Genomic DNA, 13,313 nt, shown 5'->3' on the forward strand with positions numbered 1-13,313 from the left:
TACAACCCTGCATTTCTCTGCCTGTGCCCTGCAACAATCCCCTGCATAATTTGACCAGCCTCTCATAATTTAAATTTTGCCTGCCCAGGTGATTTTCAAGCGCTGCATGTTACCCGTATCATTCGTATCAGCACCTAACACACACATAATAGCCAGCTAAACTGATTAGTTTTGAAGGTAATCAGCATTGGTGCTGTAAATACTCTGTTCCCGGTCGGGACAATCGGAATTTGTCATCTAAACACTGACGTTACCCATAACAAAGTAAAGGCCAGGTAAATCATGCCATTAGTCATCGTTGCTATCGGTGTAATCTTGTTACTCCTCCTGATGATCCGTTTCAAAATGAACGGCTTCATCGCTCTCGTCCTGGTGGCGCTTGCTGTCGGATTGATGCAAGGGATGCCACTGGATAAAGTCATCGGTTCTATTAAAGCCGGCGTCGGCGGAACTCTTGGCAGCCTCGCCCTGATTATGGGTTTTGGCGCCATGCTGGGCAAAATGTTGGCGGACTGTGGCGGCGCACAGCGCATTGCCACCACGCTGATTGCTAAATTCGGTAAAAAACACATTCAGTGGGCGGTGGTATTAACCGGTTTCACCGTCGGTTTCGCCCTGTTCTATGAAGTCGGCTTCGTTCTGATGCTGCCGCTGGTGTTCACAATTGCCGCGGCGGCAAATATCCCTCTGCTGTACGTTGGTGTACCAATGGCTGCTGCGCTGTCCGTCACACACGGATTCCTGCCGCCGCACCCGGGTCCAACCGCTATTGCCACCATTTTCCACGCAGATATGGGTAAAACCCTGCTGTTTGGTACGATTCTGGCCATCCCGACCGTGATTCTCGCCGGTCCGGTGTACGCACGTTTCCTGAAAGGCATCGATAAGCCAATCCCGGAAGGTCTGTACAGCGCGAAAACCTTTACTGAAGAAGAGATGCCTGGCTTTGGCGTCAGCGTCTGGACCTCTCTGGTTCCGGTTATCCTGATGGCGATGCGCGCCGTCGCGGAGATGATTCTGCCAAAAGGTCATGCTTTCCTGACTGTTGCAGAATTCCTTGGCGACCCGGTCATGGCTACGCTTATCGCGGTGCTGATTGCGATGTTCACTTTTGGTCTGAACCGTGGACGTTCGATGGATCAGATTAACGACACGCTGGTGTCCTCAATCAAAATCATCGCGATGATGCTGTTGATCATCGGTGGTGGCGGTGCCTTCAAACAGGTTCTGGTTGATAGCGGCGTGGACAAATACATCGCTTCAATGATGCACGGTTCAAGTGTTTCCCCGCTGCTGATGGCATGGTCTATCGCTGCGGTACTGCGTATCGCGCTGGGTTCCGCGACCGTTGCTGCGATTACTGCAGGTGGGATCGTGGCGCCGCTGATTGCGACGACTGGCGTAAGCCCTGAGCTGATGGTTATTGCAGTCGGTTCCGGTTCCGTCATTTTCTCCCACGTGAACGATCCAGGCTTCTGGCTGTTCAAGGAGTATTTCAACCTGACCATCGGTGAGACCATCAAGTCATGGTCAATGCTGGAAACCATTATCTCAGTCTGCGGTCTGGTGGGTTGTCTGCTATTGGGTATGGTGGTTTAACCCCTACATATCCCAGACAAAAAAGCCGGGGAAATCCCCGGCTTTTTTACTTCTTCTTCGCAGCGGCTTTGCGGCGCTTATCCAAATCCTTAATCAGCTTGTTCACCCCGTCATCGGCAAACATCTGCTCCAACGTGACGGTGAGCTTACGCCGCCAGTTTTTGTACTGGTCGCTGGTCCCCGGGATGTTGACCGGATCCGCCATTCCTAACCAGTCCTCCGGTTGCAGGCCCAGCAGCGCACTATTGCTGTCAGCGATGTAGCGTTGCATGCCACGATTAAGAATCGGCGTCATCGACATCAATGAGGCCTTGTGGCCCGCACGTTTTGGCAGACAACCATATTTGTGCAGCGCGTCCAGCAGCCCCTGTTTGGCCAGTTCTCTGTCCTGATACAAGCCACGCAGTACGACTTCGTCCGGATAGAGCCCCAACGCTTTACCCAGCGTCAGATCGCCGCTATCCCAATAACCTTTAAGCGTAGGAAGGTCATGCGTCGCCGCGACTGCCATTGATTGTTCCGGGTACGCTTTCGGCGCACGGAAGTTTTTCTCATGGTCATTCTCAAAATAAAGCACTTTGTAGGAGTACACGCCGCTATCGCGCAGCTTGCTGACGATCTCTACCGGCACCGTACCCAAATCTTCACCAATCACCATGCAGTGATGACGTTTACTTTCCAGCGCCAGAATTGAAAGCAGGTCGTCGACCGGATAATGCACGTAGGCACCGTGATCGGCCGTTTCACCGTAAGGGATCCACCACAGACGCAGCATCGACATAACATGGTCGATACGCAGCGCACCGCAGTTCTGCATGTTAGCGCGCAGCAGTTCGATAAACGGTTCGTAAGCACGTGCCGTGATGATGTGCGGATCCATCGGCGGCAGCCCCCAGTTTTGCCCCAGCGGACCGAGAATATCCGGCGGCGCGCCAACCGAGGCATTCAGGCAGTACAGCTCGCGGTCGCACCAGGTTTCCGCCCCGCCTTCAGCCACACCAACCGCCAGGTCGCGATACAGCCCGACAGGCATCGCAAAGCCCTGGCTGGTTTTCCAGCAGTCAGCGAACTGGGTATACGCCAGCCACTGAAGCCACAGGTAGAAGTCCACGTCATCACGATGCGCTTCGCAGAACTGTTTGACCTCTGGCGAGTCCACCGACTGGAAAGCCTCTGGCCACACCGGCCAGCCCCAGCGCAAGGCGTCTTCTTTCACCTGATGCGCATGCAGGGCGTCAAAGGCCGCCTGCCAGTACAGGCTATCGCCTTCCTGAGCCACAAACTGGCGAAATGCCGCCATCTGCTCATCATCGCGCGCAGAGAAGCTTTTCCACGCCATACGTAGCGCGGTCATCTTTAGTGCGGTAACGGTGGAGTAATCAACCCATACGGCGTCACGCGCGCGTTGCAGAGCTTGCTGAGTCGCTGGCTTCTGCCACCAGGCCTGCGCCTCTTTACTGTGGTGGAAATCGTCTACTGCGTTGACATCAATATAAATTATATTCAGCCAGCGACGTGAGGACGGACTGTACGGGCTGGCGCTTTCCGGGTTCGCCGGATACAGCGCATGAATCGGATTCAAACCAATAAACGCGCCGCCACGCTTTGCCACATCCACCAACATGGCACGGAGATCGCCAAAGTCGCCAATCCCCCAGTTTTTTTCTGAACGTAGGGTGTAAAGCTGAACGCATGCCCCCCACAGCTTCTGCCCGGCCAACAACGCCTGCGGTTCATAACAGCGTTTCGGCGCCACGATGATGCGGCAATGGGCACGCAACTCCCCCTGAGTCAGGGTAAACGTGTGATACCCCTCCGGCAGCTTCGCCGGAAGGTTGAAAGATTTACCGCCGACGGCATGCCCTTTGTGCTGCACACCCTCTTCGGTAGTTAGCAGCCAGTTAAACTCTCCACTTCCCTCAACCGCCAACGGCATTTTTTTACCCGCGGTATAAACCATGACGTTCGGCACCGGGGTCACCGCCACCTTCGTGGCGGCGGTGGTGCGATGCATGGCGTCAAGCAAACGCCGCTTGGTTTCGGCGCCAATAGACTGCGGTTTACCGTGGGCATTAATGTAATTAGGGCTGATCCCCGCCGCCAGCGCGGCATTATCCAGACGTTTGCTTTCCATCGCGATTCCTTAACGTTTCGCCTGCCAGATACGAGCCTGATAATCGCGAATAGAGCGATCTGAACTGAACATGCCGCAACGCGCGGTATTCAGAATCGCCGCACGGGTCCAGGCTTCCTGGTCACGGTACAACACGTCAACCTGCTTCTGGGCTTCAACGTAGGCCGCGAAGTCCGCCATGACCAGATACGGATCACCGCCTTGCTTGCCAATACTGTGCAGCATCTGGTCAAAGGCATGTTTATCGCCGTCGCTGTATTTCCCGCTTTCCAACTCTTTCAGAACAGCATCCAGCACCTTATCTTTCTTACGCCATTTCACCGGGTCATAGCCTTTCGCTTTCAGCGCTTTCACCTCTTCCACGGTATGACCAAAGATAAAGATATTCTCGTCACCCACCTTCTCGGCGATTTCGACGTTGGCACCATCCAGCGTACCAACAGTTAACGCGCCGTTCAGCGCCAGTTTCATATTACCGGTGCCGGAAGCTTCTTTCCCGGCGGTTGAGATCTGCTCAGAGATATCCGCCGCCGGAATCAGCATTTCCGCCGCCGAGACACAATAATCCGGCAGGAAGACAACTTTCAGCTTGTCGCCAACTTTCGGGTCGTTATTGATGGTTTCCGCCACCTTGTTGATAGCGAAGATAATATTTTTCGCCAGGTAGTAACCCGGAGCGGCTTTTGCGCCAAACAGGAATACGCGCGGCACGCGTTCCGCCTGCGGGTTTTCACGAATTTCTTTATACAGCGCCAGAATATGCAGCAAGTTCAGATGCTGACGCTTGTACTCATGCAGGCGTTTGATCTGAATATCAAAGATTGCCTGCGGATTGATTTCGATACCAGTCCGTACCTTCACAAACTCTGCCAGGCGCTTTTTATTCGCCAGCTTAATGTCACGATAAGTCTGACGGAACTTCGCGTCGTCGGCGTATTTTTCCAGGTTAATCAACTGGTCGAGATCGTTGGCCCACTCTTTTTTCAGCGATTTATCCAGCAGTGCGGCAAGCGCCGGGTTGCACTGCTTAATCCAGCGACGCGGAGTAATCCCGTTGGTGACGTTATGAAATTTGTTCGGCCAGAGCTGGTGATATTCCGGGAATAGATCTTTCACCACCAGATCGGAGTGCAGCGCCGCCACGCCGTTAACCGCAAAACCGCTGACCACACACATATTGGCCATACGTACCTGTTTATTATGCACCACCGCCAGTTTCGCCCACACTTCAGCGTTACCCGGCCAGGTTTTATCGACCAGTTTCTTAAAGCGGTCATTAATCTCTTTGATGATTTGCATGTGGCGCGGCAGTAGCGCTTTCACCAACTTCTCATCCCAGCACTCTAACGCTTCCGGCATCAGGGTATGGTTGGTGTAAGCGAAGGTTTTGCTGGTAATGGCCCACGCATCGTCCCAGCTCATCTGGTGCTCATCAATCAGCACACGCAACAGCTCAGGGATCGCGATAGTCGGGTGAGTATCATTAAGCTGAATCACTTCGTAATCAGCCAGTTCGTGCAGCTTACGCCCGGCCAGATGATGACGACGCAAAATGTCGGCTACGGAGCAGGCGCACTGGAAGTACTGCTGCATCAGGCGCAGCTTTTTACCCGCGGTGTGGTTATCGTTCGGGTACAGCACTTTGGTCAGTTTTTCGGCGTCGATGCCCTGCTGCTCAGCACGCAGGAAATCGCCGTCATTAAATTTGGTCAGGTTAAACGGATGCGCGTGGCTGGCCTGCCACAGACGCAGCGGTTGCGCCACGCCGTTACGGTAGCCGAGAACCGGCAGATCCCAGGCCTGGCCGGTGATGGTAAACCCAGGCTCCCAACGTCCCTCTTTGGTGACTTTACCGCCAATGCCGACCTGCACGTCCAACGCCTCGTTGTGACGGAACCACGGGTAGCTACCGCGATGCCAGTCATCCGGGGCTTCCATCTGCTGACCGTCGGCAAAAGACTGGCGGAACAGGCCGTACTGGTAGTTGAGACCATAGCCCGTCGCCGACTGGCCGACCGTCGCCATCGAATCAAGGAAGCAGGCCGCCAGGCGCCCCAACCCACCGTTACCTAACGCCGGATCGATCTCTTCTTCCAGCAGATCGGTCAGGTTGATGTCGTGCGCTTTCAGCTCATCGCTCACCCCCTGATACCAGCCCAGATTGAGTAAGTTGTTGCCGGTCAGACGACCAATCAAAAACTCCATCGAGATGTAGTTAACATGGCGCTGATTTTTTGCCGGTTTCACCGCTGGCTGGGCGCTGAGTAACTCAGCCAACGCCCCACTCACTGCCTGCCACCACTGGCGCGACGTCATTTCGTGAGCCGACAGTAAACCGAAATGCTGCCACTGACGCGTCAGGGCTGCCTGAAATTGATCTTTGTTGAAGGTTGGCTGTGACATAGGGATTCCAGGTCCTTAGGTAATAAAACAACGTTATCGCTAGTTTGCCAGGCTCGTTGTTGACCTTCCTCATCCTGGCACGGATTAGGGAGGGAGGAGGGGCGGGGATGAGCATAAAAGTGTGATCGCCGCCACTTAAAGAAGAGAGGCATTGCCGGTCAATACGTAGGTTTCCCCCGCATCCCCCTGAAATGCATCACGGTTTTCGCATTAACCTAAAGAGATTAGCCAGACAATATCAAACAGTAAGATGATATTTAGAAAAAATATGTAAACAGAGAAATAGTTTCTCACCTGAAATACGCATTCTGCTTGAGTTATTTCACATGAAAGTTTTAAGTCGAGCACAAAATTCATCGTCTTTTTATTAAACGATACAGTAACAACATAAAAAAGTGGAATCTTTCCGCTGGGTGAAAGTCACGCTGGATCCAGTCACCACGCCTGTTGCGACTCTTTAAAGAAATTATTGCAATAGATGTATAGATTTGTGACATAGTGCAAAATCAGACACACAAAAAGCCCGCTTAGCTTGCATAAAATACCAATCTGGCCGACCTTATATCTATTAATTACGAAGCGCAAAAAAAATCATTCTTCCCCATTTTCACACAGTGAAGTGACTAACTTATGTTGATTCCGTCTAAATTAAGTCGTCCGGTTCGTCTCGACCATACGGTGGTTCGTGAGCGCCTGTTGGCTAAACTTTCCGGCGCGAACAATTTCAGGCTCGCCCTGATCACAAGTCCTGCTGGTTATGGAAAAACAACGCTTGTTTCACAATGGGCGGCGGGGAAGACCGAGTTAGGTTGGTACTCTCTGGATGAAGGCGATAACCAGCAGGAGCGCTTTGCCAGCTATCTGATTGCCGCGATCCAGCAGGCGACCGGTGGACATTGCACCACCAGCGAAGCGATGGTGCAAAAACGCCAGTATGCCAGCCTGACCTCACTGTTTGCGCAGCTATTTATTGAACTGGCCGAGTGGCATCGTCCACTTTATCTGGTGGTGGATGATTATCACCTGATCTCCAATCCGGCCATTCACGAGGCAATGCGCTTTTTCCTGCGTCACCAGCCTGAAAATCTCACACTGGTCGTTCTGTCGCGTAATCTGCCGCAGTTGGGCATTGCCAACCTGCGGGTGCGCGATCAGTTGCTGGAAATAGGCAGCCAACAGCTGGCCTTTAACCATCAGGAAGCGAAACAATTTTTCGATCGTCGTTTATCCTCCCCTATTGAAGCAGCTGAAAGCAGCCGGATGTGCGATGACGTTGCTGGCTGGGCTACTGCGTTACAACTGATTGCTCTTTCCGCTCGCCAGAACAATAACTCTGCGCACCAGTCGGCACGACGCCTCGCCGGAATCAACGCCAGCCATTTATCCGACTACCTGGTGGATGAAGTGCTGGACAGCGTTGACCTCGGCACCCGTCACTTTCTGCTAAAAAGCGCCATCCTGCGTTCGATGAACGATGCGCTGATCGTTCGGGTCACCGGCGAAGAAAACGGGCAAATGCGACTTGAGGAAATTGAGCGTCAGGGGTTATTTCTGCAGCGGATGGATGACGTCGGCGAGTGGTTCAGTTATCACCCACTGTTTGGCAGCTTTTTACGCCAGCGTTGCCAGTGGGAACTGGCGAGCGAGCTGCCTGAAATACACCGCGCCGCCGCAGAAAGCTGGATGGCGCAGGGTTTCCCTAGCGAAGCTATCCACCACGCGTTGGCGGCAGGCGATGCCCACATGCTACGCGATATCCTGCTTAACCATGCGTGGGGCCTGTTTAACCACAGCGAACTGGCGCTATTGGAAGAGTCGCTGAAAGCCCTGCCGTGGGAAAGCCTACTGGAAAATCCGCGTCTGGTTCTGCTGCAAGCCTGGCTGATGCAAAGCCAGCACCGCTACAGCGAGGTTAATACCCTGCTGGCCCGTGCAGAACAAGAGATGAAAGGCGACATGGAGCCGACGCTGTACGCTGAATTTAACGCGCTGCGGGCACAGGTAGCGATTAACGACGGAAACCCTGACGAAGCTGAACGTCTGGCAAAACTGGCGCTGGATGAATTACCTATCGCCTGGTTCTATAGCCGTATCGTTGCCACCTCGGTGCATGGTGAAGTCCTGCATTGTAAGGGCGATCTCACACGTTCACTGGCGTTGATGCAGCAAACCGAGCAAATGGCGCGCCATCATGATGTCTGGCATTACGCGCTGTGGAGTCTGATCCAGCAAAGCGAAATTTTATTTGCCCAGGGTTTTTTACAGGCGGCCTGGGAGACGCAGGAAAAGGCGTTCCAGCTGATCAAAGAGCAGCACCTGGAACAGTTGCCGATGCACGAGTTCCTGGTGCGCATTCGCGCGCAACTCCTGTGGGCATGGGCACGTCTGGACGAAGCCGAAGCGTCTGCCCGCGCGGGCATTGAGTTACTTTCCACATTCCAGCCACAGCAACAGCTACAGTGCCTGGCGCTGCTGATTCAGTGTTCGCTGGCCCGGGGCGATTTAGACAACGCGCGTAGCCTGCTCAACCGTTTGGAAAACTTATTGGGCAATGGTCGTTATCATAGCGACTGGATCTCGAACGCCGATAAGGTACGGGTGATTTACTGGCAAATGGTGGGTGACAAAAACTCGGCCGCCAACTGGCTGCGCCACACGCCGAAGCCGGAGTTCGCTAATAACCACTTCCTGCAAAGTCAGTGGCGCAACATCGCCCGCGCGCAGATCCTGCTGGGTGAGTTTGAACCGGCGGAAATCGTACTGGAAGAGTTAAATGAAAATGCGCGTAACCTGCGCCTGATGAGCGATCTGAACCGTAACCTGTTGCTGCTTAATCAGTTGTACTGGCAGGCAGGACGCAAAAATGACGCGCAGCGCGTCTTACTCGAAGCGCTGCAACTGGCGAACCGTACCGGATTTATCAGCCACTTTGTTATCGAAGGTGAGGCGATGGCGCAGCAGTTGCGCCAACTGATTCAGCTCAATACGCTGCCAGAACTCGACCAGCACCGCGCCCAGCGCGTTTTGCGGGAGATTAACCAGCACCACCGCCACAAATTCGCCCACTTTGATGAAGGATTCGTTGAGCGACTGCTTACCCATCCGGAAGTGCCGGAGCTTATCCGCACCAGCCCGCTGACCCAGCGCGAATGGCAGGTTCTGGGACTCATTTATTCAGGTTACAGCAACGAGCAGATCGCCGGTGAGCTGGCCGTTGCAGCCACGACCATTAAGACGCACATCCGCAATTTGTACCAAAAGCTCGGCGTCGCCCACCGCCAGGATGCGGTGCAACATGCGCAGAAACTGCTGAAGATGATGGGCTATGGGGTATAGTTAATGCCTGATGCGCTACGCTTATCAGGCAATTATCTCAGCACAGCTCTAACTGAATATGGTGGTCGGCAATAACCTGCATCACACCGGCTGGCGGTAGCGTGTCGGTATACACCGCATCCACCATGCTGATACTGCCCATATTCACCATCGCGTTACGTCCGAACTTCGAGTGATCCACCACCAGCATGACATGACGTGAATTCTCAATGATCGCGCGTTTGGTGCGCACTTCGTGATAATCAAACTCCAGCAGAGAGCCATCGCTGTCGATGCCGCTGATCCCCAAGATGCCGAAGTCCAGACGGAACTGGGAAATAAAGTCGAGAGTCGCTTCGCCCATAATGCCGCCGTCACGGCTACGCAGTTCGCCCCCGGCCAGAATAATGCGGAAATCCTCTTTCGCCATCAGCGTGTTTGCCACATTGAGGTTATTGGTCACGATGCGTAAGTTGCTGTGATTAAGCAGCGCATGCGCCACCGCTTCCGGTGTGGTGCCGATATCAATAAACAGCGTTGAACCGTTAGGGATCTGCGTGGCAACTTTGCGCGCAATGCGCTCTTTTTCCGCCGTCTGCGTCGCTTTACGGTCATGCCATGGGGTATTGACCGAACTGGATGGCAACGCCGCGCCGCCGTGGTGACGCAAAATCATATTTTGATCGGCCAGGTCATTCAGATCCCGGCGAATCGTCTGCGGACTGACGGAGAAATGCTCCACCAGCTCCTCGGTACTGACGTATCCCTGTTTTTTTACCAGCTCAATGATCGCGTCATGTCGTTGTGTTTGCTTCATTATTGTTCCCTGGAATTTTGCCGGATGCGCTAACGCTTATCCAGCCTACAAAGTTCGTTTCCGCACATTCATCGTATCGGCAAACGCCATTGCCAGACCCACGGCCAGCCCGGCGATATGTGCGCCGTTCGCCATCGACATGCCGAACAGATCAAACCAGCCGGCAACAATCCAGATCAAGGCAAAGATAATCAAACCACGCTGCAGGAAAATACCGCTTTGCGGATCGCGCTCGCCGCGCAACCACACGTAGCCCATCAGCGCATATACCACGCCAGACAGCCCGCCAAACCACGGGCCGCTAAATTTCTGCTGCACATAACCGCTCAGCAAGGCGCTGATCACAGTAATGACAATCAGCTTTCCGCTGCCCAGGCGCTTTTCAACCGCACCGCCGAGATACCACCACCACAGCAGGTTGAACAAAATGTGCATCAGCGAGAAGTGCATAAAAGCGTGGGTGAAATAACGCCAAAACTCAAATTTCAGCGAAGGATCGAACGGCCAGGCCAGCCAGAGCATTACCGCCTGATCGCCCAGCACATTCATCGCGATAAACACCAACACACACGCCGCCATTACCGCCCAGGTCACCGGGCCGGCACGTTCGCGCAATGTGGCCAGAAACGGATAACGTTGATAGCGCAGACCGCTGTCAGTATGACCTGACTGCCAACTGGCCGCGAGGTAACGCGGATCGCCCGGGTTATCGAGAAATCGCGCCAGTTCAGCACGCACGCGTTCAGCCTGGGACTCATCCGCCAGCCAGACATCCGTTTGCTGATGTTGTTGAATCGTCAGGATAACGCCCTGTGTCGCCATATAATCAACAAATGCCTGCGCCACGCGGGGGTTAGCAAAAGAGGTAATCATCAACATTATTGCTGTCGCTTATTCCACACAAAAGAGGACAGTATATATATCCTGTCCGTTTCAGGCTGCATCTTTGTTAGCTTACGAACCGTATGTCACTTCTGCAGGAAAATGTCGATGCCAGGCGTCGAAGCCGCCGTCAACGCTGTAAACCGCGTCATAGCCCTGCTGAAGAAGATATTGCGCCGCGCCTTTACTGCTGTTGCCGTGGTAACACATCACCATTACGGCAGTATCAAAATCATGGTCACGCATAAACGTCCCCAACGTGTCGTTCGTCAGATGAAAGGCCTGCGGCGCGTGGCCCATCGCATAGCTTTGCGGATCGCGGATGTCCACGAGCACCGCCATTCCGTGCAGTAGTTTCTGATGGGCTTCTTCGACATTAATACACTCAAACTGATCCATGGCGTTCTCTTGTTAAGTTCTACTTATATTCTGGCAGGTAACCAATATTACCCTCCAGTGTACGTTGCCTGAGCAGGTAAACGCCATAATGTTATATGTATCACTGTAAATTGTTTATCCGATGTTACCAATGGCGCGATTCTTTGCTATTATGTTCGATAACGAACATTAATGAGCTATAACGAAAGTGCGAGAGGCCAGCATGGAAACCAAAGATCTGATTGTGATAGGTGGAGGCATTAACGGTGCCGGTATCGCGGCAGATGCCGCTGGACGCGGTTTATCCGTGCTGATGCTGGAAGCTCAGGATTTAGCCTGCGCCACCTCCTCCGCCAGCTCCAAACTCATCCACGGTGGCCTGCGCTACCTGGAACACTACGAATTCCGCCTGGTGAGCGAGGCGCTGGCAGAACGTGAAGTACTGTTGAAAATGGCACCGCATATCGCCTTCCCTATGCGCTTCCGTCTGCCCCATCGCCCGCACCTGCGTCCGGCATGGATGATCCGTATTGGTTTGTTTATGTACGATCATCTGGGCAAACGCACCAGTTTGCCGGGTTCTACCGGTTTGCGTTTTGGCGCGGATTCCGTAATGAAACCTGAGATTGTGCGCGGTTTCGAATATTCTGACTGCTGGGTAGACGATGCGCGTCTGGTTTTGGCAAACGCCCAAATGGTCGTACGCAAAGGCGGTGAAGTATTAACCCGCACCCGTGCCACCTCCGCTCGCCGTGAAAACGGCTTGTGGATTGTTGAAGCCGAAGATATCGATACCGGTAAAAAGCACACCTGGCAGGCGCGTGGTCTGGTCAACGCCACCGGACCGTGGGTGAAAGAGTTCTTCGACGATGGCATGCATCTACCGTCGCCGTACGGTATTCGCCTGATTAAAGGTAGCCACATCGTGGTGCCGCGCGTACATACCCAGAAGCAAGCGTATATTCTGCAAAACGAAGATAAACGTATTGTGTTTGTCATCCCATGGATGGACGAATTCTCGATTATCGGGACGACTGACGTCGAATACAAAGGCGACCCGAAAGCAGTGAAAATTGATGAGAGCGAAATCAATTACCTGCTGAAGGTCTACAACGCGCACTTTAAGAAACAACTGGGCCGTGACGATATCGTCTGGACCTACTCGGGCGTGCGTCCGCTATGTGATGACGAGTCCGACTCGCCGCAGGCTATTACTCGTGATTACACGCTGGATATCCACGACGAAAACGGCAAAGCTCCGCTGTTGTCGGTGTTTGGCGGTAAGCTGACAACCTATCGTAAGCTGGCCGAGCACGCGATGGAAAAACTGTCGTCATACTATCAGGGCATTGGCCCGGCATGGACCAAAGAGTGCATCCTGCCTGGCGGTGATATTGGCGGCGATCGCGAAGATTACGCAGCAAAACTGCGCCGTCGCTATCCGTTCCTGACCGAATCGCTGACACGCCATTATTCACGTACCTACGGCAGCAATACTGAATGGATTATCGGCGACGCCACGTCAATTGCCGAGTTAGGCGAAGACTTCGGCCATGAGTTCTATGAGGCCGAGCTGAAGTATCTGGTTGAGCACGAGTGGGTGCGTCGCGCGGAAGATGCGCTGTGGCGTCGTACGAAAGAAGGCATGTGGCTGAATGCTGAACAGCAGTCCCGCATGACCCAGTGGCTGACGGAGTATGTCGAGAAGCACCAGCTGTCGCTGGCCTCCTGATAAAAATGCCGGATGGCGGCTAACGCCTTATCCGGCCTTCAAAAGTGCATAAA

Annotated in this window: 8 protein-coding genes; 3 read left to right on the top strand and 5 right to left on the bottom strand. The window is 53.7% G+C overall.

The genetic code is table 11. The annotated features are described in order from the left end of the window. Positions 1-282 precede the first annotated feature (282 nt). On the top strand, positions 283-1,599 hold the full coding sequence (gene gntT / locus FDW96_RS13325; protein WP_042311900.1) for a gluconate transporter: 1,317 nt from the start codon (positions 283-285) through the stop codon (positions 1,597-1,599). A 46-nt stretch (positions 1,600-1,645) separates the two neighbouring features. Here the strand turns inward: gntT and malQ are convergent, their stop codons facing one another. Together malQ and malP are read right to left on the bottom strand one after the other, a co-directional pair. Then, positions 1,646-3,733 carry a 4-alpha-glucanotransferase gene (malQ, locus tag FDW96_RS13330; protein WP_137365811.1) on the bottom strand — a complete coding sequence of 696 codons (2,088 nt, stop codon included), beginning with the start codon at positions 3,731-3,733 and terminating at the stop codon, positions 1,646-1,648. A 9-nt stretch (positions 3,734-3,742) separates the two neighbouring features. Beyond that, a complete protein-coding gene (malP, locus tag FDW96_RS13335) occupies positions 3,743-6,136 on the bottom strand; it encodes a maltodextrin phosphorylase (RefSeq protein WP_042311896.1) in 2,394 nt (797 codons plus the stop codon). Positions 6,137-6,766: 630 nt separating this feature from the next. Between malP and malT the strand changes: the two genes are divergently transcribed. Next, complete coding sequence (gene malT / locus FDW96_RS13340; RefSeq protein ID WP_137365812.1) at positions 6,767-9,472, top strand: HTH-type transcriptional regulator MalT; 2,706 nt, start codon at positions 6,767-6,769, stop codon at positions 9,470-9,472. A 37-nt stretch (positions 9,473-9,509) separates the two neighbouring features. On the opposite strand, the gene FDW96_RS13345 is transcribed toward malT, so the two are convergent. The 3 genes from FDW96_RS13345 to glpE form a co-directional block, all read right to left on the bottom strand. Continuing rightward, positions 9,510-10,268, bottom strand: a complete 759-nt coding sequence (locus FDW96_RS13345) for a DeoR/GlpR family transcriptional regulator (protein WP_003023499.1) — start codon at positions 10,266-10,268, stop codon at positions 9,510-9,512. 45 nt (positions 10,269-10,313) lie between these two features. Further along, the gene (gene glpG, locus FDW96_RS13350; protein WP_042311892.1) at positions 10,314-11,147 is read right to left on the bottom strand and encodes a rhomboid family intramembrane serine protease GlpG; all 834 of its coding nucleotides are present in this window, start codon (positions 11,145-11,147) and stop codon (positions 10,314-10,316) included. A 75-nt stretch (positions 11,148-11,222) separates the two neighbouring features. After that, positions 11,223-11,549, bottom strand: coding sequence for a thiosulfate sulfurtransferase GlpE (glpE, locus tag FDW96_RS13355; RefSeq protein ID WP_042311890.1), 327 nt, complete (start codon positions 11,547-11,549; stop codon positions 11,223-11,225). Positions 11,550-11,751: 202 nt separating this feature from the next. Here glpE and glpD point away from each other — a divergent pair, with 202 nt between their 5' ends. Next, the gene (glpD, locus tag FDW96_RS13360) at positions 11,752-13,260 is read left to right on the top strand and encodes a glycerol-3-phosphate dehydrogenase (protein WP_137365813.1); all 1,509 of its coding nucleotides are present in this window, start codon (positions 11,752-11,754) and stop codon (positions 13,258-13,260) included. Positions 13,261-13,313 lie beyond the last annotated feature (53 nt).

This window comes from Citrobacter sp. TBCS-15, assembly GCF_005280815.1.
GTDB lineage: Bacteria > Pseudomonadota > Gammaproteobacteria > Enterobacterales > Enterobacteriaceae > Citrobacter > Citrobacter werkmanii.

Bases quoted from the DNA above. Each gene is read 5' to 3' on its own strand.
- gntT (WP_042311900.1), top strand. From the start codon at position 283: ATGCCATTAGTCATCGTTGCTATCGGTGTAATCTTGTTACTCCTCCTG.
- malQ (WP_137365811.1), bottom strand. From the start codon at position 3,733: ATGGAAAGCAAACGTCTGGATAATGCCGCGCTGGCGGCGGGGATCAGC.
- malP (WP_042311896.1), bottom strand. From the start codon at position 6,136: ATGTCACAGCCAACCTTCAACAAAGATCAATTTCAGGCAGCCCTGACG.
- malT (WP_137365812.1), top strand. From the start codon at position 6,767: ATGTTGATTCCGTCTAAATTAAGTCGTCCGGTTCGTCTCGACCATACG.
- FDW96_RS13345 (WP_003023499.1), bottom strand. From the start codon at position 10,268: ATGAAGCAAACACAACGACATGACGCGATCATTGAGCTGGTAAAAAAA.
- glpG (WP_042311892.1), bottom strand. From the start codon at position 11,147: ATGTTGATGATTACCTCTTTTGCTAACCCCCGCGTGGCGCAGGCATTT.
- glpE (WP_042311890.1), bottom strand. From the start codon at position 11,549: ATGGATCAGTTTGAGTGTATTAATGTCGAAGAAGCCCATCAGAAACTA.
- glpD (WP_137365813.1), top strand. From the start codon at position 11,752: ATGGAAACCAAAGATCTGATTGTGATAGGTGGAGGCATTAACGGTGCC.